Source organism: Chryseobacterium limigenitum, assembly GCF_900114875.1.
In the GTDB taxonomy this organism is placed as follows: Bacteria; Bacteroidota; Bacteroidia; order Flavobacteriales; family Weeksellaceae; genus Chryseobacterium; species Chryseobacterium limigenitum.
The window spans coordinates 107,945-131,224 of the sequence record NZ_FPKW01000003.1 but is presented as its reverse complement, the minus strand read 5'-3'; the positions used below and the strand labels follow the sequence as shown (position 1 = coordinate 131,224).

Sequence of the window (23,280 nt, the reverse complement as noted above, 5' to 3'; positions counted from 1 at the left end):
GTATACTTCTTTATACTACTTTTTTAGATTGAAAACCTTCATACACTTTATTTTATATCAAAGTAGCTCTTAACAAGTTCTAATTCATTATTAAATTTTGCAACTCGAGCATTATCTCCCATAGCTTTTGCAATTTTTATTTTTAGAGAAAATTCGGCAGAGAGATTTTTAAGATATTTTTCTTTTTTTATATTATTCTTTTTTATATAGTACAGTAAAGCTTCTGTTTCTTTCTTAAAAGAATTTTCATTGAAATCATTTCTTTCGCCTACAAGATGATAATAGATGAAATTTTTGTCATAAATTATCTCATAATTCTTATTTTGTAACCTATTGGCGATATCCGGTTCCTCATAATACATGAATATATTTTCATCAAAAAGGCCTATCTCTTCAAATTTACTTTTATCTAAAAAGAAAAAAGCGCCTGAAAGATAATATGTTTTAGAATTAAATAAATTCATTTTATTTAGGAATTTTGTTTTCCAACCGGTTATAGAAGATTTATATTCCGGTTTTTCATAGAAAGAATAATTACTTCCCCCTATTTGCTTATATGCTAATAATCCTAAAGCAGTATTTTGAAACTGTTGTATAACGTTTTTCAATATCTTACTTCCGAATCTAACATCAGGATTCATAATACAAACAATTTCTCCCGAACTATTTTTGATTCCTACATTATTTCCCTGTCCGTATCCAAGATTAGCAGAGTTATGAATATACTTTGTAGTTATATTTTTATTTATGGAATGGCTTCCTATAATTTCTTTTATCTCTTCTGCATTTTTACCGGCACTATTATCCACAATGATAACCTCTAGTTCTTCACTTGGTATATCCAAATGATCAATAATAGACTGTAAACAATCTGCCAAAAGATTCTGCGAATTATATGTAACTATAATGATCGATATTTTTACCAGCTCAGACATTTTAGGTGTGTTTAATGTATTTTATTATTTTCAAAAATTCAACTTCATAAAAAGATTCTTTGAATAAATATTTAGGAAGGATATAAAAAATTAAAAAGGCTAATATATGAATACACAAAAATTCTAACATTTTAAACGTCTTACGCTTAATCGGCAACGTTCTTATTGTATATAAAAAGAATATTACCCATACTATTATAAATGGGAATACATATCTGTGACCTAAAATTTGTATGAATAATGATGCAGGAATAAATATTATGGTGAAAAATGTAAGCTTACTTAAAAAAGTATATATAATATCGTCCTCATAATTTTCTGTTCTCTGTGTGTATTCTTTGTTTATTTTTAATATATAAATAATGTAAACAAAATATGGTAATGCATTAAAAATTCCTCCTAATGTACTACTCGTTGAACTTTTATCAAAATATGCACCAAAATGCTCAAGTGTTTCCGTTAATCCCATTTTAAATAAAACAAACATCAACACAAATCCTACTAATGAAGAAGTGACCATTGTTTTTAAATACTTCTTTGTAGATAAGAAATAAAAGCATGGAATAAAAGTGTACAAAATAACAATAGCACTGTGACAGAAAAAGGCTAATAGAGCAAATAATATAAAAGGTAAATATTTTTTTCTAATTAATAAAAAATAAATAGATAGCAGAAACATTGGAAAACCTAAATAGTAGCGAATTTGGTTTACATATGGAACATAATACAAAACCAAAAAAATAACAAGTACATAAAAAACATTCTTCGTAAATCGTGATATAAAGTAGCTGTATGCTAACAATGAAGTAACAATATGAAATATGTACAGATCATGAAAAGATAATTTATACTCTTTAAACAAACCTGTTAAGTATATAAATGCGGCATCCATTTTTTCACTGTCTTGATCAAAATAATATTCATACATTTCATAATCTGCAGTATAAGTAATCCCTATCGTATAATACAGGATAACAGACATCATAAATATCCATAAAACGAATGCCAGTTTTCTGGAATTGAAAATCTCAATCAATTGACCTAAGAAAAAATGAAGGAGTAAAATAAAAAATAGTGCAGCCAATCTAAAAATTTTAATTTTTTTTAATCATATCTTTTTGAAGGAGTCAAATATATAAAATATAATTTTACAGTATTCTTCATATAAAAAGAGATTCCTTATCTAAATTGAATTTCATTTTATTCCCTATTTAGGAATTCAAATTCATTTTATTCAACAACGTTTTCCAGAAAAATTTATCTTTTACATTTTTAACAGATTCTTTCGCTATTAAAATATCTTCTTTTGTTGTTGTCTTTAAAAAAGTACTCCAATTTACAATCTTTTCAAAGAATGCAATTTGTGGATACTGATTAAATACCCTCATTGTTTCTTGTAGTGGTGTACAGAGAATTGGTAAACCCGCAGCAACATAAAATGAGTTTTTGGTTGGATAACAAATATTATAGTACAGTTTTTCTTCATTGTATGGAATAATTCCAACATCACATTTTGAAGCAATAATCAATGCTTCTTTTTCAGGAAACCCGCCTAGATAATGAATATTATCGTATTTAAGATCACTTATCCATTCTCCTTCTGTTCCAATTAATATAAGTGTTGTGTTTTTATTTTCAACGAATATTTCAATAAATTGTTTTATTTCTCTACCGGCATTCAAAGTACCGGCATAGATGTACTTTACTTTATTATCATCAATGATTTCTATGGGACATTGGGTTGATAGATCAATTTCCGGAGCACCATTAATTATTGTTTGAAATGAGTCTGCTTTTAAACCATATTTTTCCACAGCATATTCGCCCATAAGTTGCGACGCAAATATAAAATGTAGATTAGGCTGATTAAAAATAAATTCCTGGTAAATTATCGCAAGCGGGCTTACATCAATCCCAAGATCGACAGATTGCTCATAGATCAAATCATTTACTTCTATATAGAGCATGTTGCGCTTGCTAATAAAGCTTAAAACCGTTTTAACAAAATTTCGATACCATATAAATCTAAATAGTGCAAAAGGGAAAATATATTTTAGTAATACAATTTGTAGTATAACAATTTTTTTATTTCGAAAACCAAGCAAAATAAAAAGACTGGTAATTGATGAAAGAATTCTGTAAAAAGAATTTAAAGAGGTATAATTATATATTCTTGCACCTCTTTTCTTCATTTCAAGAAAAAAAGCATAATTCCGAGCCATCCCTCCTTCCTGAGGAGAAGAATCTGTATTTGAGAAGTATATTATGTCTTTATCAGTCATTTTATAATAATTTCATTTCATTATTTTGTGTATAATAAACATAGCTTGCAGTTACATACAACTCAATAACCAATACGCAGACAGCTGCACCTATATGATGAAACATTGGTATAAAAATAAATGATAATACGATATTAATTAAGCCTGCTGAAATAATAATCCTACTATATTCTCTATTTTTATTAAATACAATCATGGTAAAAAGTGCAAAAACTGTAGCTAAAAATATTAAGAAAGGAATAATTGAAAAAATTCTTAGTATTTTGACAGCTTCCATGCTTTCTTTTTTCAAAATTAAATATAAGATTTCTGGTGCAAAGATGTAGATTCCAATACAAAGAGGTAAAAAGATAAAACTACCATATCTTAAAATCTTACGATTAATATTTAAGACTTTATTTTTATCATTATGAGCTTCTTTGGCAAGAAATGGAAACAATGCTTGTGACAATGGTGCGATAAGACCTCTTAAAATTTGAATTATTTTATCTGCAACGCTATAATAACCAACCAAAGTATTGTTGGTGAAAAATCCTAAAATTGTAATTACTGCTGTGGTATAAAGTGTTACAGAAATATTAGAGATAAAAAGATGCCAACTGTCTTTTAAGTAAGAAATTATCACATCAGTTTTCAACTTTTTAAAGCGAATTTTATATTTTCTGATTAACACAAAAACAGAAACAATACCAATTGTAATGTATCCTAATGAATTAAAAATGGGAACCAAAAAAAAATCTGATTCTGTTTTCACAAATGCAAAAATACATACTGTAAAAATAACTTTGGCAACAATGTTTAGAGTAGAAATAAATCCCATTTTTTCTATTCCCTGAAAAAACCAAATGGGAAATAAACTCTGCCCTATGACAGTTCCAAATGTGAATAAGTAAATAGGATAATATTCGTGAAATTTTGGGACTACACCAACCAAAATACCCAATATGACAACAGAAACTAGAACCAATAATAATTTTATGACATAAATTGCACTTACAATTTCATTTAGTTTATCTTTATCTTCTCTATGAATAGAAATTTGTCGTGTTGCTGTAAGATTAAAGCCATAATCTGTAAAAATCAAAAAATAACTGATAATTGATGTTGCAAAAGCCAGTAAACCAAATTTTTCTATTCCCAACTTGGAAACCAAATATGGGAATGTTATTAAAGGTAGTAAGAAATTTGAAATATTAAGAATAAACAGATAAAAAAAATTAATGGAAACTTTCTTAATGTCTTTATTTTTCGTTAAATCTTTAAAATTCCCGATTAATTTCATCATTTTAATATTGCTAATAATTTATTAAAAAAACTATGATAATTAAATATCGATATTTATTATAAAATAAATATTATAATCTTGCATCTACCAACCTTCTGTCAATACACGCTTTAGCATCAAAAATTACTGTGTTTTCTTTTTTTAATTTAGCGAAATCCATTGTAAGGAACTCGTTATGAGAAACAGCAATAATAATAGAATCATATTTTTCTCCTTCTGCCAGTTCATTCAAAATATCAACTCCATATTCATTTTTGACTTCTTTTTTACTAGCCCAAGGATCAAAGATGTCTACATCAATCCCATAATCAATCAGTTCATTAAATATATCTAAAACTTTAGTATTTCTAACATCAGGACAATTTTCCTTAAAGGTAACTCCTAAAATCAATGATTTAGAACCTTTAATAATCCCTCCTTTAGCTATAAGAAGTTTTACGACCTTAGATGCAATAAATTTTGCAATAGAATCATTTACCCTGCGTCCTGATAAGATAACATCCGGATGGTATCCCAACTGTTCAGCTTTATGAGCCAAATAATAAGGATCTACAGAAATACAATGCCCCCCAACCAGTCCTGGTTTATATTTAAGAAAATTATATTTTGTTCCTGCAGCTTCCAAAACATCATGGGTGTCAATCCCAATCCTGTCAAAAATAAGAGCTAATTCATTTACAAAAGAAATATTGACATCTCTTTGAGCATTTTCAATAGCTTTAGAGGCCTCAGCAACTTTAATACTTGGCGCTTTATGTGTTCCTGCCGTTATAATTTTTTTGTATAAGTTATCTACTTCTTCAGCAATATCCTCTGTAGAACCGGAAGTTACTTTTTTAACACTGGTAAGGGTATTAATTTTATCTCCGGGATTAATTCTTTCCGGCGAATATCCCACATAAAAATCTTCATTAAATTTTAGATTAGAATACTTTTCTAATACCGGCACACAGTCTTCCTCTGTGCATCCAGGGAAAACCGTAGATTCATATATGATAATATCTCCTTTTTTTATTACCCCACCAAGCATTTGTGATGCGGAAAGAAGGGGCTTTAAATCGGGAGCATTATACTTATCAATCGGAGTGGGCACAGTTACTATATATATATTAGACTGAGCAATGTCAGACAGTTTATTTGTAGCCTTGAAGCCAATACTACCATTCGATTTTTTGTAGTTTTCTAACCCTTGATGAAGCTTTTTTATATCTGCCTCCAGTGTTATATCTTCTCCTCCATTAAGTTCGTTAACTCTTTGAAAATTTATATCAAATCCTAAAACAGAATAATGATTAGCAAATTCTAATGACAAAGGTAAACCAACGTAACCTTGCCCTATAACAGCTATCTTATATGTATTCATCATTTGCTAAATTTATCTTTAATTTTCTCTAACCATGTTTTTTCCTTATGATTATTGTAGCCGTAACCATACTTGTTACTGTAACCTAAGTTTTCTCTACTTACATCATTTAAGACAAACCCAACATTTTTAATTTTATTATTATCAACATTGTTATTAGCAAATTCTGCCAATGCCTTTTCTGTGTATTTAGATCTTGAAACATAGATTGTAACATCTGCCAGCTCAGAAACAAGGAAGGTATCTGTTACTAAAAGTAAGGGAGCTGTATCCAAGATTACATATTCATATCTTTGTTTTAATTCAGCAATAAGGATTTCATATCTTCCATTTGATAATAATTCTGTAGGGTTTGGTGGAATCATTCCTGAATAAATTACATCCAAATGAGGATTAAAAGAAGAAACATGAATAATTTCATCTAATTTCGTCTGATCCGAATAAAGATATTCTGTAAGTCCAGTCAACCCCTTTCTAGCAGGATTATATCTTTGTAATTGAGGGTTTCTAATATCAGATCCTATAATAATTGTTTTCTTTTTAGGATTAGCCAAGGTTAAAGCTAAATTAACAGATGTGAATGTTTTACCTTCTCCTTTTACAGTTGATGTTACAAAAACAACCTTCCCCTTTTTATCTTTTGGAAGCATAAAATTCATATTGGTGATAAGAATTCTGAATGCTTCAGCCATTGGCGTGATATCATTCATTTGAACAATATCAGAATCTCCTTTCTCTAAACTCGGTAGTTCTGCGATAACTGGTGCATGTACCAGTTTCTCCAAATCATGTTTGGTAACAATTTTATCGTTTAATAACTCTCTCAAATAGATAATTATAAAAGGTACAATCAATCCAATACAAAGAGCCACCAACAGTATCATCATTTTTTTTGGTGCAACAGGAACACTAGAAGCATACGCTTGATCTATCACTCTGCCTTTAGGTGCCGTAATAGATTGAGATATTGCTGTTTCTTCTCTTTTTTGAAGTAAAAGCAAATATAGATTCTCTTTTATTTGCTGTTGTCTTTCTATACCTCTAAATATTTTTTCAATGGTAGGAAGTTTAGATATTTTTCCGGATATCTTATTTTGTTCCCCTAGATATTCATTTCTGGCTAACTCAAGACCCGTTTTATTTCTTTGTAAGCTTTGTGTTATGGCAGAACGCATTGTAGTTATCTGCTTAGTAATATCAATAACAGTAGGGTTTTCAGGTGTAGCAGATTCTAATAATCTGTTTCTCTGTAAAACTAATTGATTATAGGCTGTAATTCCTGCAATAGCATCGGGGTTATTTAATCCCACATTGGAAGGTAAAACTTGATACTGTCCTTGATTTGAAACAAATCCTATTAAAGCATTTGTTAACTCTAACTGAGCATCAAGATCTAATTGCTTTACTCTCGCTCCGGCAGAACTTTCTAAATCTATTTTAGCCTCAGTCCCAATATCCGTTAAATTATTTTTTGATTTAAAATTCTCTTTCTGATCCTCTACCTGCCCTAGCTCTAGTGAAAGCTTTTTTACTCTTTCTTCAATAAAATCCAATGTCTTTTTGGATTCCATATTTTTATCGGTTATAGCATCATTGTTATAGGCAACAACTAAAGCATTAAGAATGTCTATTGCTTTGTTTTGTTGAGGATAGTTTAGCCCTAATGCAACAACTGTTGTATTTTTATTTGCCAAATCAATATTAGATATGCTTTGAAAATAAGTTACTTTGTCTTCAAGTGTTGAGATACTTAATTCTAACTCGTTAACATTTAACCCTTTATTAATATCAGAATTAAATTTATTATTTTTTGAAATAATAATATTTGCATAAGGTAAACTTATTGTCTTATTAAAACTAGAGTTGATACTTTTACCAAGCTCATCCGAAGAAATAACTAAATCGTTTCCTTTAATATGCAGTTTAAGCTTTTCGCTAGGAAATTTACCTAATGGTTTTTCATTAATAACCCTAACAATTACTGGTGATGAAGCCTTATATAATTCTGTTTCTTTTAATTTGTTTTTTACAAAAATATCCGTTTGAAGATTTTCGGTAATAACAACATCACGCATTAGTTTTTTTGACCTTAGGATTTCTATTTCATTGTCTACACTATTGGTCTTCATCCCTCCGAGACCAGATAAATCCTGCAATACATTTATATCGCCTCCTGAAGGGGTATTTTTAGAGTCTTTAATTAAAATAGTTGACTGTATTCTGTAAACAGGTGTTGCAAATTTTAAAGCAATATAGGCTAATGCTATAAATATAATTGCCGAAATAATAAACCATGGCCATTTTCTTACATATGGTTTTATAATTTCATTAATATCAATACTATTGGAGGTATTTTGCACTTCTGAAGTTTGTGAAGGTTGGTCGTTCATTAGTTTTTTATTTCTTAAATAAACTTACTACTACTGCTACTGCTGTTATAGCTATGGAAGCCGCAGTTAAATAAAGTCCAGTATTAGGGTTCTGTTTAGCTGCAACATCTCTGGTATTATTAGAAGAGACAATAATGGCGTCACCTTGTTTTAAATTATAATAAGGAGAATTAATAAGGTTAGCATCCTGCAGATTAACTTTTCCGTGTGTAATAACTCCGTTTTCGGTTCTTATTACAAGAACATCACTTCTTTTTCCGTACATCGTTAAATCACCAGCAAGACCTAATGCATTTAGAATTGTACCCTGCCCATTAGCAAGTGTGTAATCTCCCTGTTTATTTACTTCTCCTAATACAGTAATTTTGAAATTTGTAATTCTTACGCTTATCGTAGGATTGATGATATATTTTGTCATCCTATTGCGAAGCTCCTCCTTAAAATCAACTAAGGATTTATCTTTTGTATTAATTCTACCTAAAACAGGAAAATCAATATTACCCTCTGTATCCACTATATATGTTGGACCAAAAACAGTGGTTACGCCCTGATTAGGGGTATTTCCTCCTGCTAATGCATTTGATTGAACCAGTTCAGATGAAGAATAATTTTGATTAAATGGTTTTACAACATCCATATCTTTAGCCGTGATTAGGATAATCAATTGATCTCCTACCTGTATTGTGGAATTTGAATTTTTCGCTGATGCTTCTGTTGCTATCTGCTCTATATTTTGCATATAGTTCAGATCATTATTTTTTTTCGGATTAGTTTTACATCCAACTAATAAAACCAAAAAAAATATGGCCAATATTTTACCCTTCATATTTTAAAATTGTACAAATATACATTTATATTTTTCTATTTATCTAAAACTTCGTAGACAGAATTATTACTTCTAAATTCTGGAACAATTATTTTCAAAATCCTTACTACATCTACCTTATCTCGTCTTATTGAAGCTCTCGTTATCGTATTTACCAAAGTTTCAATATCAGAGAAATCCATTGTTGGATCTTTAGAAATCATAATCTTTTCATTATGAGTAGGAAGCGTTTTTGCATTATCACTTAATAGCTCTTCATATAATTTTTCACCAGGCCTTAAACCTGTATAAATTATTTTAATATCAATATTTGGTTCAAAACCAGACAGTTTTATCATTCTTTTGGCTAGATCCAATATTTTTACAGGCTCTCCCATATCAAATACAAAAATCTCTCCTCCTTGTCCCATCGTTCCTGCCTGTAAAACCAATTCACAAGCTTCAGGAATGGTCATGAAATATCTTACAATATCCGGATGGGTAATGGTAACAGGTCCCCCAGCTTCAATCTGTCTCTTAAAATGTGGAATAACAGAGCCATTAGATCCTAAAACATTTCCAAACCGTGTTGTAATAAATTTAGTAACATTACCCTCAACATTCTGTAAAGACTGCACAAAAAGCTCCGAAGCCCTTTTAGAAGCTCCCATAACATTGGTAGGATTAACAGCCTTATCTGTAGAAACCATTACAAATCTGTTCACTTTATATTTACTTGATAAAGTGGAGACATTTTTTGAACCTAAAATATTGACTAAAATTGCTTCATGCGGATTTTCTTCAACCAAAGGAACGTGTTTATAAGCTGCAGCATGATAAACCATTGAAAAGTTATACATCTGGAATAATGGCTCAATTCTATGTTTGTTTGAAACATCTGCTAAAACAAATTTGAATCTAATATGAGGAAATTTTTCCTTCATCTCCAATTCTATATCATATAATGGAGTCTCTGCTTGATCCAATACAACAATCAGAGAAGGATTAAATTGCGCTACCTGTCTTACAATTTCACTGCCGATAGAGCCGGCACCTCCTGTTACTAAAACGTTTTTATTGTAATGTCTGCTCTTAACCTCTTCATTTTCAATTTTTATAGGTTTTCTGTTCAGCAGATCTTCAATTTGAAGATTTTTGATCGAAACTCCTAAGTCATTATCTCTCAGCTTTTGTACGGATGGCGCTTTGAAAATATTTAAATCTTTTTCTAAAAATAAATTCACCCACGAATTCATCTCATCTTTAGACATCATTTCTTTAACGATAATTACACCATCTATGATAAGATCTTCTTTAGAATTTTCTTCAATTCTTTTCTTTTCAAAAATAGGTTTTCCTAACAATGAAGCTCTTTTAGAATCAGTTCTTTGAGTAAGAAATCCTACAACTTGGTACGGCAGGCTAGGATTATCTAAAATAGCTCTTGCAATAGCAATAGATTGCTCATCAATACCCAAGACTAAGATTCTTTTCTTTAATGCACTTCTTCGGTATTCTCTTACGATATGGAAAAATTCTTTTACATACAATCTAAAAAGAAACAACCCCATAAAGGAGATGATGAAATAAAGAATGAGATAAGGAGTAAGGATGAATTTCTCCCCGGTAGTCCAGAAATAGACCATATTGATCGTTCCTACAATGAACATTGTACAGAAGCATGAGATCAATAATTTAAATAAATCTATAAATGTTGAATGCCTAATAATCCCGGCATAAGTTTTAAAAAAATACATTAATATGACATTTACCAGGATGATAGAAACAAAAACAATGTTTTCATTATCATGATAAATGAATTCTTTTATACTGATTTTTTCAATGATGTAGGTTGAAAGAAATAAGGATACTACCAGAATAATAATGTCTATTACAAGTATTATCCATCTGGGAAGGTATCTTACATCTGAGAGATTGACAACATTATCCCCTCCAAACATTTTATTTCTAAGAGAATTATACATTGTCGTTATTTGTGTTCATATTTAATAAGGTATAAAACCTGATATTCATTATTAATAGTTATATCAATCTTGCAAAATTAAAATAAAATTTCATCTATGCTTACTATTTAAAAAATAAATTTAAATTTTAGTATTTCTGAAAATCTCAATAATCCTTTTTTCTACAAGTATCAATAAGGTTAGTTCATGATGGCAAGCACAAACCATTGGCAAAAATTATACCAGAAAAAACATCCTGAATAATTTATATTTCTGATAAAGTAGATGTAAATGTATCCAACTCTATAAATAGCTGACTTCTATATTATTCTGTAAAAAATCTCTTATATTTTCTTTTAATAAAAAAATATTATCTATATAATTGCATTTAGCTAATAGTTGGAATAAAAAAATATTGAGTTCGAAAACAGATTTAATTTATTCAATCATTATCTTTAAGAATTTCTTGATAAAAATCATAGTTTTTAGCTTTTGATATATTCTAATATCTAGAATTTTCAATTAATATCATATACTTTTTATTGTTTAATCAAAAATATCATTTATTTTTTCATATTCAAAACCTTTGCCCATCAAATATTTAATAGTCTTTGATTTTCTCTGATATTCCTTCAAATCTGTTTGCTTAGAATAGTAATCTTCAAAGATTTTTTTTAACGTTTTTTCATAATCTGATTCATCAATTTCATCAAAACATTTATTTATTAGTTTTTCTGAAATCTGTTTCTGTTTCAAATTAATTTTAATCTTATTTTTTCCCCAATGCTTTATATAAAACTTTCCACGGATGTAACTTCGGGTAAATCTTTCTTCATTAAGATAATTTTCCTTTAAAAGATAAAGTATGATTTCATCTTTAGCTTCATCAATCAACATAAATTCCCGCATTTTCTGCTCTACTTCTGCGTGACAACGATCCTGATAAACACAATAGTTCACCAGTTTCAGCTTGATTTCATCAAAAGTGAAAGATTTCTTTTCCATAGCTATAAAAAAAGAATGAGCATAAGCCCATTCTTTATATTTTAAATTCGGTAAATATTAATAATTAAATAACGCTTTACCTTCCATTAATTCATTAACTTTTTTTCTTACAGAAGTAAGAACCTCTTCATTTTTAATATTATCAACCACCTCAGAGATTAATTCTGAAATCGTTTCCATATCATTTTCTTTCAATCCTCTTGTTGTGATCGCTGCAGTTCCCAATCTGATTCCAGAAGTTGTGAATGGTGACTTATCATCAAACGGAACCATATTTTTATTACAAGTAATATCAGCTTTTACAAGCGCTTTTTCAGTTTCTTTACCGTTTACGCCCTTATTTCTAAGATCTACCAACATCAAGTGATTGTCTGTTCCGCCACTTACAATATCAAAACCTCTGCTTACCATTGCTTTTGCTAAAGCCTGAGCATTAGATTTAACTTGTTTAGCATACGTTTCAAACTGAACATCCAACGCTTCACCGAAAGCAATTGCTTTACCAGCAATAACGTGCTCTAACGGACCACCCTGAATTCCCGGGAAAACAGCTCCGTCAAGAACCTGGCTCATCATTTTAGTTTCTCCTTTTGGAGTTTTGTGACCGTAGGTATTTTCAAAATCTTTACCCATCATGATCATTCCCCCTCTTGGACCTCTTAATGTCTTGTGAGTAGTTGTTGTTACCACATGGCAATGTGCAAATGGAGAATTTAATAATCCTTTTGCAACCAAACCTGCAGGGTGAGCAATATCCGCCCAAAGTGTAGCTCCGATCTCATCTGCAACCTCTCTGAATTTAGCATAATCCAAATCTCTTGAATACGCAGAGAAACCAGCGATCAACATTTTTGGTCTTTCTCTTAAAGCAACTTCTCTCATTTGATCATAATCAATCAAACCTGTTTCCTGCTGAACCCCGTAAGAAACTACATTATATTGAATTCCTGAGAAATTAACTGCAGAACCGTGAGTAAGGTGACCTCCCATTGAAAGATCCATACCCATGATTTTGTCTCCAGGTTTCAAAACTGCCAGGTAAATTGCTGCATTAGCCTGAGAACCAGAATGCGGCTGAACGTTTACATAATCAACTCCGAAAAGCTCTTTCGCTCTGTCGATCGCCAATGTTTCAACCTCATCTACTACTTCACATCCTCCGTAATATCTTTTACCCGGATATCCTTCTGCATATTTATTAGTCAATACGCTTCCCATTGCTTTCATTACATTTTCAGAAACAAAGTTTTCTGATGCAATCAACTCTAATCCATGGGATTGTCTTTGTCTTTCTTTTTCAATAAGGTCGAAAATAATGTCCATTTACTTTTAGATTTTGAATTTTTTCACCCCAAATATACGGATTTTTAAGCTAGATTTCGGTATCCTGAATGATGATTTTTGGACTAAAAATTTAAATATTATTCATTGATTTACTCATAATTAGTTCCTAATTTCCTATTAATTTATACCTTTTTTTAAGATATAGACTTGCTTTTACCAATAAAATTAAGACAGGAACTTCTACCAAAGGCCCGATTACTCCTACAAATGCCTGAGCCGAATGTATTCCAAAAACTGCAATACTAACCGCAATAGCCAATTCAAAATTATTTCCTGTCGCTGTAAAAGCTATTGAAACATTTTTATCGTAAGGAACTTTCAAAGATTTGTTGATAAAAAAGCTAATGAAAAAAATGAATACAAAATAGATCATCAATGGGATGGCAACTTTTACAACATCCATTGGTAGTTCTATTATTTTATCCCCTTTTAAACTAAACATCAATACAATGGTAAACAATAACGCATATAAAGTAACTGGTGAAATTGCGGGAATAAATTTACGGTTATACCACTCTTTTCCTTTTGATCTTGTAAGAAAATAACGCGTTAAAAAACCAGCTAAGAAAGGAATTCCCAAATAAATTAACACACTTCCCGTTACATCCCGAATCGAAACAGAAACATTAAAATTGCCCAATCCTAATTTTTGTGGAAGTATATTGATGAACAGCCAAACCAGAAAACTGTAGGATATAATTTGAAAAATACTATTCAAAGCAATTAACAAAGCTGCATATTCTCGGTTTCCTTTTGCCAAATCATTCCAAACAATAACCATCGCAATGCACCTTGCCAAGCCGATCAGGATCAATCCTATCATAAAATCAGGTTCATTTTTAAGGAAAATAACTGCGAGGACAAACATTAAAACAGGACCAACAATCCAGTTTAATATCAGCGAAATAGATATCACTTTTTTATCCTTAAAAACTTGTGGTAATAATGAATAATCTACTTTTGCCAATGGCGGATACATCATTAATATCAACCCAATGGCTAAAGGTATATTGGTTGTACCCGCAGAAAGTGAGTTGTTAATCTCAGAAATCGCAGGAAAAAAATACCCCAATCCTACTCCGATGAGCATTGCCAGAAAAATCCAAAGCGTTAAATATCTGTCCAGAAATTTTAATTCAGTTTTCATTTTTAGTTCTTTATTTTAGAGAACACATAAAACATTTCGACCGCTATTTGTAAGCTTCTCTCTTGGTATATTTTAGTTTGCTCCATTGTGTTATCTGCTATTTTTGGATCATCAAATGTAATAGGAATACGTTTTTCGGCTCCCGGAATAAAAGGACAACCGCCATCTGCTTGTGAACACGTCATAATCGCGGCAAAATCACTGACCGGATTAAAAATATCATCATATTTTTTAGAAAATCCAATAATTGGTAAAGCGTTTTCATCATATTTTATGGCATATATCGGATTTTCGCTTTCACTTAATTTCCAAATAGTAAAGCCTACACCTACTAATGTTTCTATAATTTTAGGAAACACAGCCGTTGTTTCTGTCCCTCCGGAATAGCAGTTTACACAAGGAATATTAAAATGTTCCGACGCTATTTGTGCCCAAATCTGCGCCAAATGACTTCTCCGTGAATTGTGAGTACAAATAAAGTTGATGTTAATTGGTTTCTGATCTTTGACTTTTTGCTGGATAAAATCTACTAATGGCTGTAAAGTGATTTTCCTTTCTTGACTAATTTCTGTAGCAAGAATTTCTTCTATGTATTCTGATAACTTAGCATTCATATCATTTATTTAAAAAATTAACAACAGCCTGAATTGGGTGTACAGCAAGAATCCTGATTATTTTTTAGTTCGCTCAGATTTATTTTTTGCTTTTCCTGAGGAATTCCGCAAGCCTCCTGAGCCAGACAAGCTGTTACTTTATTTTTAAGTATAAAATTCTTTCCATTAAAATCAAGATCATATTTTCCAATGGTTGTGTCTTGATATTCTACTTCGATTTCAAAATTTCCGATTCCTAATTTTTCTTCTGAAAGATTGATAATATGCAAAAGTTTTCCAGGTTTTAAGCGATGTTCAAAATCATCAGCATTCCAAAGTTGAAAATTCACTCTTTCTTCTTTTCTCATGGTTCCTCCACAATCTATAAAATTTTTGGTAACCATTCCGATTTCTGTGACATGGAAATGTTCAGGGACAAACTTTCCATTTTCTAATTGAAATTCTACGTTTTCTAGTGATGGTAGAATATTTTTAATCTGTTCTAGAGTCATTTTTTATGTATTTTAAATTGTTAAATTGCAATATTACGATAATACTGTTCAAATTTTTTTTAACAGCAGTTTTGCTTTTTTACCGTAGAAATAATATTCGAAAAATAAGTATTTAAAACTTCGAAAGCTTTATCATCAATACAATAGCAAATGGTGTTTCCTTCAATATTTCCTTTGATTAAACCCGCATTTTTAAGTTCTTTCAAATGTTGGGAAACTGTTGGCTGAGCAAGCGGCAACTCATTAACGATATCTCCGCAAATACATTCATTTACTTTCAATAGATATTCTATAATGGCAATTCTGGCAGGATGTCCCAAAGCTTTTGCGATGGTAGCGATCTGATTTTGCTTTTCCGTGAAAAAATCTGTTTTGGTAGCACCCATTTTATGAATAATTTTATATCGCAATATTACGATAATAAATATAAATTCCAAATATTTTTTAAAATTTAAACAAAAAAAATCCCGAAAAATTTCGGGACTTCAGATAAAATGTATCTAGTTAGTTTATTATTTCTTGTCTTTCTTTTCTTTAAGCTCTTCTTTGTCTTTGTCAGACGGGTTCCAAACCTTAACATCAGAATTTTTATCGATTCCTGAAAGAACCTGAACGTTGATACCATCACTAGCTCCTAACTTCACGTATACTTTTTTGAATGTTCCGTTAGCTTGTTTTACCTCAACAAAAGGAACATCTTTACCATTTTTCTTTTCATACTGAACCAATGATTCGTCCAATAGCAAAGCATTTTTCTGAGAACTTAGAACGATTTCTCCGTTGGCAGAGAATCCCGCTCTGATGTAGTCATTATTAGGATTCTGAACATCACCTTCAACAGGGAATTTTATCGTTCCGTTGGTGTCTTTTCCTTTTGGAGCGATCATCGTCAGCGTCCCAGGGAACGTTTTGTTCTGCAAAGCTCCGATTACTATTTTCATATCCATTCCTTGCTTTAGCTTTCCGGCCTGAGCTTCATCAATTTCACCCTGGAAGATCAAAGCACTAAGGTCTGCAATAGAACAAATCGTAGTTCCGGCGTTAAATGAGTTGGCTTCAATTACCTGACTTCCCACTTTCACAGGAACTTCAAGAACTGTTCCTGCCGCTTTAGAACGAATCTGCGTGGTTGCAAAACCTTGTAATTCCGGAGTAGCACCTGTTTTTACAATTTGCAATCTTTTCTGAGCAGTTACCAACTGTTGGTTAGCATTTTTAAGATTCTGCTGCTGCGTATATAATTGCTGTTGAGAATTAAGATATTCCTGCTTAGAAATAACGCCTTGTTTAAACAACCTCTCTTGCATCGCAAACTGCTTCTGCATATTCTCAACATTCATTTTAGAATTACTGATCTGAAGCTGAGAATTTTGAACCTCCTGCTGTGCATTATTCACATCACTCACACTCGGAATAATTCTTACCGTTGCAATTAACTGTCCTGCAGTTACTTTATCTCCTTCATCTACTAAAATTTTGTCGATGATCCCTGCAATATTCGGCTTGATCTCAATTTCTTCTTTTGGAACAATTTTTCCTGTTGCCATTACTTTATCATCCATATTCTGAATGGTTGGTCTTCGGGTAAGGAAAGCTTCACTTTCTTTAGAATTCGACTTTACAAGGTAGCCAATCCCTGAGAATAATGCCACTGCAAATAAAAGCCCCAAAAATATATAAATGGCTTTTTTCCAAGTGAATTTCTTTTTCATATATCTAGTTTATTTTTTAAAATTGAATAGTTTTTATTTATTATAAATATTAAATGATTTAAAAATTAAAAGATTACGCTCTGTAAAAACTTGTAATTAATAACTCAAAAAACTTTTACTCTGATCTTAATGCTTCAATCGGTCTGATTTTCACTGCTCTTTGTGCCGGAATCATCCCGATAATCAATCCCAAAATTACCATTACTGCCATCGCTCCAAATACGTTTCCATAGTTTACCGTTGGATTATAGAATGGAAATTCATCCTGCCCCTGAGTCGCCATATTCAAAATAATTAAAACAAAAATTCCGAATATAAAACCGAGTATTCCTGAAGATAGCGTAATCACAACACTTTCAAGCAAAATCTGGTTTCTTACCTCCGAAGGTTTTGCCCCTAACGCTCTTCTGATCCCAATTTCTTTTGTTCTTTCTTTTACTGTAATTAATAGAATATTTGAAATCGCAATTACCCCCGCAAGAATGGTTAAAGCACCTACAATTATGGTTAACAACTGCATTCCGGTTAAGAAACCCGTTAGTTTTTTAAATTCTTTTCCAAGGTTAAAGCTTCCAAAAGCGTTTGTATCTTCAGGTGAAACTTTATTTTTAGCCTTTAAAGCCAGTTTTACCTGTTCTTCCACTTCATTTACGTTCGCGTTGGGCTTACTAACAATCGCGAACATATCGATATTGTCTCCTGCATTGTACATTTTCGTGTAGGTAGAAAGAGGAATAAAAACGGTTTGGTCATTCTCAAATCCGCCTCCTTTTTTCACTCGGAAAACACCTATAACATTGAAGAAAATACCTTTAACATTAATAGATTTCCCAATCGGGTTTTCATTCTTTTTAGAATCGAAAAAGTTTTTGTAAACTTCTTCTCCAATTACTACTACATTTTTATTTCCTGAAACGTCTGCGTCATTAATATATCTTCCAAAAATCAGTTTTTTCTCAGAGATTTTATTTCCTATCGGATAATCTCCGGTAAGAGAATAGGTTGCATTTTTTCCGTTTCTGGACATTGATTCTCCCGGTGTTCCCGTAAAACTTCCTCTTGCATTTTGTGGAGAGATATAATCAATTTCCGAGATTTTATTTTTAAGCATCTGGATATCCGGAAGATTAAGATGTACTTGTCTTCCTTTCGGGAAACCTTCATAAGGAATATTCGTGTTTTGCGCCCAAAGAAAAATAGAATTTGTTGCAAATCCTGAGAATACTTTATCAAAACCGTTCTCCATTCCTTTTGCTGCTCCCAGCAGACTCACGTATAGAAACATCCCCCATCCCACTCCAATCATGGTAAGGAATGTTCGAAGCTTATTATTCTTCAATGAATAATAAATTTCCTGCCAGGTATCCTTTTTAAATAAGATGTTCATTTTTTACTATCAATATTTTACTTTGTAAAAGTGAATTCACTTTGTTTGTCAACTGTGAAGATAAAATTCACCATTGACCATTTACAATTAACTATTCTGTTCTTAATGCTTCAATAGGTCGGATTCTCGAAGCTCTATATGCAGGAACAAATCCCGCAATTAATCCTGAAAAAACAAGCGCAATAAATGCCATTACGATTGTCCCCCAACCCACACTCGGGCTTTTTATGAAGTATTCTTCAAGGCTGTCACCAATTAAATGTAAAGCCAATACGCCGACACCTACTCCTACAAATCCTGAAACTACGGTAATCACCACACTTTCCTGAACGATCAAAGCAACAATACTTCTTGGTTTTGCACCAATCGCTTTTCTTACCCCGATTTCTTTGGTTCTTTCTTTTACGATATAGACCATGATGTTACTGATCCCGATAATTCCTGCCAGCAAAGTTCCCAATCCGATAAATGTTACAATAGCGGTAATTACTGCCATGAAAGTGAATGTATCATTCATATTCTTCGCATTATTCCGTACACGAACTCCGTTTTCGTCATCTGGAGATACATTTTTTCTAGCTTTTAGTCTATCTTGTAGTTCATCACCATATTTTATAGCTTCCTGAGGAGATAATTTGTCATTATAGGCAATAAATACTGTACTTACGGTATCTGAGCCCTTTTTCATTTGCTGCAGCGTAGTAATAGGAACCGAAATATGCCTTTCATCCCAGTCTCCTCCATCATCAGAAAATACACCGACCACTTTGAACATAGTTCCATTAATATTCAGGTCTTTTCCTACCGGACTTCCATTTTTAATTAAATCTCTTTGAACCATTCTACCAATTACCGCTACGTTTTGTTTTCTGGCTAAATCTGCAGAATTAAGATAACGGCCTTCAAGCATTTTACGGTTTTCGATATATTTTTCTTCGGCATCTGTTCCGTTAACTTGGTAAGTTCCACTCTCTTTACCATACTTCACCAATAAACTTGATTGATATCTTGGAGTAGCCTCTCCTACCTTTTCTTTATCAGAATTAACAAGAAAATCATAGTCATCATTATTCATTGTGACCGTTCTATCCGACTGCAGACCTTTATAAGCAATAGTTGTTTTCCCTGTAAAAATAGTAATCAGGTTTTGGGCATCTCTCGCAAAACCTTCTGTAAAAGCATTTTGCAATCCTGTACCAATTCCGAAAAGAACAATGAAGATAAATAATCCCAAAGCCACCGTAAATCCCGAAAGTACCGTCCGCAATACATTACTGCGAATAGAACTGAATATTTCCTGCCAACGATCTAAGTCAAACATATATATATTTTTACTTTGTAAAAAAGTGAATTAGCTACGCTTTGAATTTTCTTTGAAGTCAATTAACTTCGTTGTCAATTTTTTCAACTTAACATCAAATTCATTTGCAAAGCAAAATTGATTATTCACAATTCACTTTTTTAACATTCCACTTAATAAAATAAATGTGGTCTTAATTAAATTTCCTATTTTTTGTAAATCCTCACTTTTGACGTAATCACACTCTATAATTATATCAAAACAAGAATCTAATTCTATAACCGAGCCTCTTGAAATTTCAAAATATCTTTTTCTTTCTATTTCAGATTTCCTGGAACAACCTTCTGTAATATTTAACACTACTGAAGTTGAAGCTCTTCTTATTTGATCTATTAAATTAAATCTTTCACTATCTGGAATTTTCGGTAAGATTTTATGACATTCAAACCTTAATTCTCTCGCTGATTTATAAACATCAAGTTTATAGTGGTTCAGGTTTAAAAACATTTTTCTCTTTTTTCATATTCATTTGTGTGTTTTTTTTATGTCACTATCAGTTTCTTTGAGTCAATTGCCCAATTTTATCCTTTCACAAAATTCACTTGCGAAGCAAAATTGACTATTCACAATTCACCTTTATAGAACAATCTGCTTTATAAACTCATCACTTTCAATGATGCCATCTTTTAGAATGACGTTTCTCTTTGTCTGTGCTGCAACATCTGGTTCGTGGGTTACTACAATGATTGTTTTTCCTTCATTATTAATGTCCTGAAGAAGTTTCATAATATCATGTGTTGTTTTGGAATCTAATGCTCCTGTTGGCTCATCGGCCAAAACAATTTTAGGATTGGTGATCAACGCTCTTGCGATGGCCACTCTTTGTTTCTGTCCTCCGGAAAGTTCGTTAGGAAGGTGATTCGCCCATTGAGCAAGACCTACTTTTTCCAAATATTCCATTGCTTTTTGGTTACGTTCTTTTCTTGGAACATTTTGATAATATAAAGGAAGGGCAACGTTATCCAAAGCTGTTTTATATCCTATCAAGTTAAAAGACTGGAAAATAAAACCCAAAAATTTACTTCTGTACTCCGCAGCTTTTATTTCAGATAAATGCTCGATCGGCACACTATCCAGCTCATAAGTCCCTGAATCTTTTTCATCCAGAATACCAATAATATTAAGGAGTGTAGATTTTCCGGAACCGGAACTTCCCATAATAGAAACAAACTCGCCTTCGGAAATATTAAGATTAATACCCTTGAGAACGTGCAACTTGCTTTTCCCTGTATCGTATGATTTATGTAGATCCTGAATTACTAACATTAAGTGATGTATGTTTTATATCCTAATAAGTAGAAGTAAATTTCAATTTGTTACAAGAATAAAAATTTATTCAAATAATTTAGTGTTTAACTATTTTCTATTTTGTTTATAGGTATTTACAATAAAGTGTTTAACTGTAACTCGACAATTTTATTTATTTTTGCTGAATAATAGTGTGTAAGCCAATATCAGAGCAAGTTTCATGTAAATGTGGAAAACTTTTAAGGTTAAAAGTCAGCCAATTAGTATTTGCCTCTTTTAAAATCAGTTCTTTTTTTCGACCTTTGTGCTTCGCACGTAACAAGAAATAAGCGCACCGTTTGGGTGAATAACTTTTAATTATAAGTTTCAAACAATCAGAACGTTAAATATTTCTTGAATCTTATCCACAGTGATCTAATTATTTTAATTTTAAAGACATTTTAATATGGGAATTTTTGATAAAAGAGTAAGCTATAAACCATTTGAATACCCTGAGGTTCTTCAATTTGTAGAGGCGATCAACAAATCGTTCTGGGTACATTCGGAAGTGGATTTTACCGCAGATGTTCAGGATTTTCATTCGCAACTTGAACCGCACGAAAAATATGCTGTAAAAAATGCACTTTTAGCCATTGCACAGATCGAGGTGTCTGTAAAGACATTCTGGGGAAACCTATACAACCACATGCCAAAACCTGAATTAAACGGTCTTGGAGCTACTTTTGCAGAATGCGAATTCCGTCATTCTGAAGCCTATTCCCGTTTGGTAGAAGTGTTAGGATATAGCGAAGAATTCTCTAATGTCATAGAAATTCCTGCTGTAAAAAAGAGAATCGATTTCTTATCAAACGTTCTTAAGCACGCAAATTCTACAACACCGAAAGAATATGTTTCTTCTCTTTTATTATTCAGTATCCTGATTGAAAATGTTTCGCTTTTCTCACAGTTTGCGATCATTCTTTCTTTCACAAGATTTAAAGGATACATGAAAAATGTTTCTAATATTATCGCTTGGACTTCTATTGATGAGCAAATTCACGCGAATGCTGGAATTTATTTAATCAACAAAATCCGTGAAGAGCAACCCGATCTATTAACTGATTCTGATATTGAAGATATCTATACTTTAGTTGATCAGTCTGTAGAATTAGAAGGCGAAATCATTGACTGGATTTTTGAATTAGGAGAATTAAGTTTCTTCTCAAAAGAAGATCTTTTAAACTTCATGAAATACCGTGTTGACGACAGTTTAAAGAAAATCAATATGGACACGCGTTACAATATTACTCCGGAGCAATACCGTCCAATGAAATGGTTTGAGGAGGAAGTTTTCGCTAATTCTATGGATGATTTCTTTGCAAAAAGACCTGTAGATTATACAAAACACGATAAGAGTATTACGGCGAACGATCTTTTCTAAATTTTAGATTTTAAATTCTGAATTTTAGATGAAGAGCGCGAGCGAAGCGAGCGTCAAAACAGTTAGTATTAGCAATGTCATGCTGAGCCTGTCGAAGCATCTTAAATATTAATAATTAAAATTTTAAACCATTAAGAAGTTATTAAGAGGTTAAAATTATTAAGAGATTGCTTCGTTCCTCGCAATGACAAGCAGATTTAAATATCAAAACAAAAAATAATGATCAACGTAATCGTATCTTACACCGTAAACCCCGATTTTGTTTCAGAAAACAAGGTGAATATTCAGAAGTTTTTAAATGATTTTAAAAATTTAGATCAATCAACATTTGAGTATAAAGTTTATGTAAAAGAAGACGGCGTTACCTTTGTTCATTATTCAAATTATATCAATGAAGCGGTTCAGCATGAGGTTTTGAATGTTCCATCTTTTAAAGAATTTCAAAGGTTAAGAGATGAAAGCGGACTGAACGGTTCTCATAAAGTAGAAATTTTACAATCAATATAAACAACACAAAATTTCCGGGTA

General features: G+C 31.6%; 21 protein-coding genes. 2 read left to right on the top strand and 19 right to left on the bottom strand.

All coding sequences use genetic code 11. The features are described 5' to 3' along the window. Positions 1 to 47: 47 nt before the first annotated feature. The 19 genes from BT156_RS05550 to BT156_RS05460 all read right to left on the bottom strand — a co-directional run bounded on the left by BT156_RS05550 (position 48) and on the right by BT156_RS05460 (position 21,350). Positions 48 to 935 carry a glycosyltransferase gene (locus BT156_RS05550; RefSeq protein ID WP_072408000.1) on the bottom strand — a complete coding sequence of 296 codons (888 nt, stop codon included), beginning with the start codon at positions 933 to 935 and terminating at the stop codon, positions 48 to 50. Between the two features lies 1 nt (position 936). Beyond that, a complete protein-coding gene (locus BT156_RS05545; RefSeq protein ID WP_072407998.1) occupies positions 937 to 2,019 on the bottom strand; it encodes an EpsG family protein in 1,083 nt (360 codons plus the stop codon). A 127-nt stretch (positions 2,020 to 2,146) separates the two neighbouring features. Beyond that, the gene (locus BT156_RS05540) at positions 2,147 to 2,902 is read right to left on the bottom strand and encodes a glycosyltransferase family protein (protein ID WP_170857272.1); all 756 of its coding nucleotides are present in this window, start codon (positions 2,900 to 2,902) and stop codon (positions 2,147 to 2,149) included. A 316-nt stretch (positions 2,903 to 3,218) separates the two neighbouring features. After that, on the bottom strand, positions 3,219 to 4,502 hold the full coding sequence (locus BT156_RS05535; protein WP_072407994.1) for a flippase: 1,284 nt from the start codon (positions 4,500 to 4,502) through the stop codon (positions 3,219 to 3,221). Between the two features lie 70 nt (positions 4,503 to 4,572). Further along, entirely contained in the window at positions 4,573 to 5,868 is a 1,296-nt protein-coding gene (locus BT156_RS05530; RefSeq protein WP_072407992.1) for a nucleotide sugar dehydrogenase, read from the bottom strand. Further along, positions 5,865 to 8,255 carry a GumC family protein gene (locus BT156_RS05525; protein ID WP_072407990.1) on the bottom strand — a complete coding sequence of 797 codons (2,391 nt, stop codon included), beginning with the start codon at positions 8,253 to 8,255 and terminating at the stop codon, positions 5,865 to 5,867. The genes BT156_RS05530 and BT156_RS05525 overlap by 4 nt, the downstream gene beginning before the upstream one ends. Before the next feature lie 7 nt (positions 8,256 to 8,262). Continuing rightward, entirely contained in the window at positions 8,263 to 9,081 is an 819-nt protein-coding gene (locus BT156_RS05520; RefSeq protein WP_072407988.1) for a polysaccharide biosynthesis/export family protein, read from the bottom strand. A 35-nt stretch (positions 9,082 to 9,116) separates the two neighbouring features. Next, complete coding sequence (locus tag BT156_RS05515; protein WP_072407986.1) at positions 9,117 to 11,045, bottom strand: polysaccharide biosynthesis protein; 1,929 nt, start codon at positions 11,043 to 11,045, stop codon at positions 9,117 to 9,119. Between the two features lie 525 nt (positions 11,046 to 11,570). Continuing rightward, positions 11,571 to 12,029 carry a regulatory protein RecX gene (locus tag BT156_RS05510; protein ID WP_083582298.1) on the bottom strand — a complete coding sequence of 153 codons (459 nt, stop codon included), beginning with the start codon at positions 12,027 to 12,029 and terminating at the stop codon, positions 11,571 to 11,573. Between the two features lie 57 nt (positions 12,030 to 12,086). Further along, a complete protein-coding gene (glyA, locus tag BT156_RS05505; protein ID WP_054510318.1) occupies positions 12,087 to 13,352 on the bottom strand; it encodes a serine hydroxymethyltransferase in 1,266 nt (421 codons plus the stop codon). A 127-nt stretch (positions 13,353 to 13,479) separates the two neighbouring features. After that, positions 13,480 to 14,520 carry an ACR3 family arsenite efflux transporter gene (arsB, locus tag BT156_RS05500; RefSeq protein WP_072407984.1) on the bottom strand — a complete coding sequence of 347 codons (1,041 nt, stop codon included), beginning with the start codon at positions 14,518 to 14,520 and terminating at the stop codon, positions 13,480 to 13,482. Positions 14,521 to 14,522: 2 nt separating this feature from the next. Next, positions 14,523 to 15,134, bottom strand: a complete 612-nt coding sequence (locus BT156_RS05495) for an arsenate-mycothiol transferase ArsC (RefSeq protein WP_072407982.1) — start codon at positions 15,132 to 15,134, stop codon at positions 14,523 to 14,525. Positions 15,135 to 15,151: 17 nt separating this feature from the next. After that, entirely contained in the window at positions 15,152 to 15,625 is a 474-nt protein-coding gene (locus BT156_RS05490; RefSeq protein ID WP_072407980.1) for a DUF6428 family protein, read from the bottom strand. A gap of 59 nt (positions 15,626 to 15,684) precedes the next feature. Next, positions 15,685 to 16,011, bottom strand: coding sequence for an ArsR/SmtB family transcription factor (locus tag BT156_RS05485; RefSeq protein WP_072407978.1), 327 nt, complete (start codon positions 16,009 to 16,011; stop codon positions 15,685 to 15,687). 126 nt (positions 16,012 to 16,137) lie between these two features. Next, on the bottom strand, positions 16,138 to 17,337 hold the full coding sequence (locus tag BT156_RS05480; RefSeq protein ID WP_072407976.1) for an efflux RND transporter periplasmic adaptor subunit: 1,200 nt from the start codon (positions 17,335 to 17,337) through the stop codon (positions 16,138 to 16,140). A 115-nt stretch (positions 17,338 to 17,452) separates the two neighbouring features. Beyond that, positions 17,453 to 18,724, bottom strand: a complete 1,272-nt coding sequence (locus BT156_RS05475; protein ID WP_072407974.1) for an ABC transporter permease — start codon at positions 18,722 to 18,724, stop codon at positions 17,453 to 17,455. A 91-nt stretch (positions 18,725 to 18,815) separates the two neighbouring features. Then, on the bottom strand, positions 18,816 to 20,045 hold the full coding sequence (locus BT156_RS05470) for an ABC transporter permease (protein ID WP_072407971.1): 1,230 nt from the start codon (positions 20,043 to 20,045) through the stop codon (positions 18,816 to 18,818). Positions 20,046 to 20,177: 132 nt separating this feature from the next. After that, positions 20,178 to 20,531, bottom strand: coding sequence for a four helix bundle protein (locus tag BT156_RS05465; RefSeq protein WP_072407969.1), 354 nt, complete (start codon positions 20,529 to 20,531; stop codon positions 20,178 to 20,180). Between the two features lie 129 nt (positions 20,532 to 20,660). Next, on the bottom strand, positions 20,661 to 21,350 hold the full coding sequence (locus BT156_RS05460) for an ABC transporter ATP-binding protein (protein WP_072407967.1): 690 nt from the start codon (positions 21,348 to 21,350) through the stop codon (positions 20,661 to 20,663). 427 nt (positions 21,351 to 21,777) lie between these two features. Here BT156_RS05460 and BT156_RS05455 point away from each other — a divergent pair, with 427 nt between their 5' ends. Together BT156_RS05455 and BT156_RS05450 are read left to right on the top strand one after the other, a co-directional pair. Further along, the gene (locus tag BT156_RS05455) at positions 21,778 to 22,752 is read left to right on the top strand and encodes a ribonucleotide-diphosphate reductase subunit beta (RefSeq protein ID WP_072407966.1); all 975 of its coding nucleotides are present in this window, start codon (positions 21,778 to 21,780) and stop codon (positions 22,750 to 22,752) included. Positions 22,753 to 22,971: 219 nt separating this feature from the next. Beyond that, a complete protein-coding gene (locus tag BT156_RS05450) occupies positions 22,972 to 23,259 on the top strand; it encodes a hypothetical protein (RefSeq protein ID WP_072407964.1) in 288 nt (95 codons plus the stop codon). Positions 23,260 to 23,280 lie beyond the last annotated feature (21 nt).

What these genes read in the sequence shown, in the direction of transcription:
- BT156_RS05460 (WP_072407967.1), bottom strand. Translation starts at nt 21,350, where the DNA reads ATGTTAGTAATTCAGGATCTACATAAATCATACGATACAGGGAAAAGC.
- BT156_RS05495 (WP_072407982.1), bottom strand. Translation starts at nt 15,134, where the DNA reads ATGAATGCTAAGTTATCAGAATACATAGAAGAAATTCTTGCTACAGAA.
- BT156_RS05490 (WP_072407980.1), bottom strand. Translation starts at nt 15,625, where the DNA reads ATGACTCTAGAACAGATTAAAAATATTCTACCATCACTAGAAAACGTA.
- BT156_RS05530 (WP_072407992.1), bottom strand. Translation starts at nt 5,868, where the DNA reads ATGATGAATACATATAAGATAGCTGTTATAGGGCAAGGTTACGTTGGT.
- arsB (WP_072407984.1), bottom strand. Translation starts at nt 14,520, where the DNA reads ATGAAAACTGAATTAAAATTTCTGGACAGATATTTAACGCTTTGGATT.
- BT156_RS05540 (WP_170857272.1), bottom strand. Translation starts at nt 2,902, where the DNA reads ATGCTCTATATAGAAGTAAATGATTTGATCTATGAGCAATCTGTCGAT.
- BT156_RS05535 (WP_072407994.1), bottom strand. Translation starts at nt 4,502, where the DNA reads ATGATGAAATTAATCGGGAATTTTAAAGATTTAACGAAAAATAAAGAC.
- BT156_RS05475 (WP_072407974.1), bottom strand. Translation starts at nt 18,724, where the DNA reads ATGAACATCTTATTTAAAAAGGATACCTGGCAGGAAATTTATTATTCA.
- BT156_RS05480 (WP_072407976.1), bottom strand. Translation starts at nt 17,337, where the DNA reads ATGAAAAAGAAATTCACTTGGAAAAAAGCCATTTATATATTTTTGGGG.
- BT156_RS05510 (WP_083582298.1), bottom strand. Translation starts at nt 12,029, where the DNA reads ATGGAAAAGAAATCTTTCACTTTTGATGAAATCAAGCTGAAACTGGTG.
- BT156_RS05455 (WP_072407966.1), top strand. Translation starts at nt 21,778, where the DNA reads ATGGGAATTTTTGATAAAAGAGTAAGCTATAAACCATTTGAATACCCT.
- BT156_RS05485 (WP_072407978.1), bottom strand. Translation starts at nt 16,011, where the DNA reads ATGGGTGCTACCAAAACAGATTTTTTCACGGAAAAGCAAAATCAGATC.
- glyA (WP_054510318.1), bottom strand. Translation starts at nt 13,352, where the DNA reads ATGGACATTATTTTCGACCTTATTGAAAAAGAAAGACAAAGACAATCC.
- BT156_RS05525 (WP_072407990.1), bottom strand. Translation starts at nt 8,255, where the DNA reads ATGAACGACCAACCTTCACAAACTTCAGAAGTGCAAAATACCTCCAAT.
- BT156_RS05520 (WP_072407988.1), bottom strand. Translation starts at nt 9,081, where the DNA reads ATGAAGGGTAAAATATTGGCCATATTTTTTTTGGTTTTATTAGTTGGA.
- BT156_RS05550 (WP_072408000.1), bottom strand. Translation starts at nt 935, where the DNA reads ATGTCTGAGCTGGTAAAAATATCGATCATTATAGTTACATATAATTCG.
- BT156_RS05515 (WP_072407986.1), bottom strand. Translation starts at nt 11,045, where the DNA reads ATGTATAATTCTCTTAGAAATAAAATGTTTGGAGGGGATAATGTTGTC.
- BT156_RS05465 (WP_072407969.1), bottom strand. Translation starts at nt 20,531, where the DNA reads ATGTTTTTAAACCTGAACCACTATAAACTTGATGTTTATAAATCAGCG.
- BT156_RS05470 (WP_072407971.1), bottom strand. Translation starts at nt 20,045, where the DNA reads ATGTTTGACTTAGATCGTTGGCAGGAAATATTCAGTTCTATTCGCAGT.
- BT156_RS05450 (WP_072407964.1), top strand. Translation starts at nt 22,972, where the DNA reads ATGATCAACGTAATCGTATCTTACACCGTAAACCCCGATTTTGTTTCA.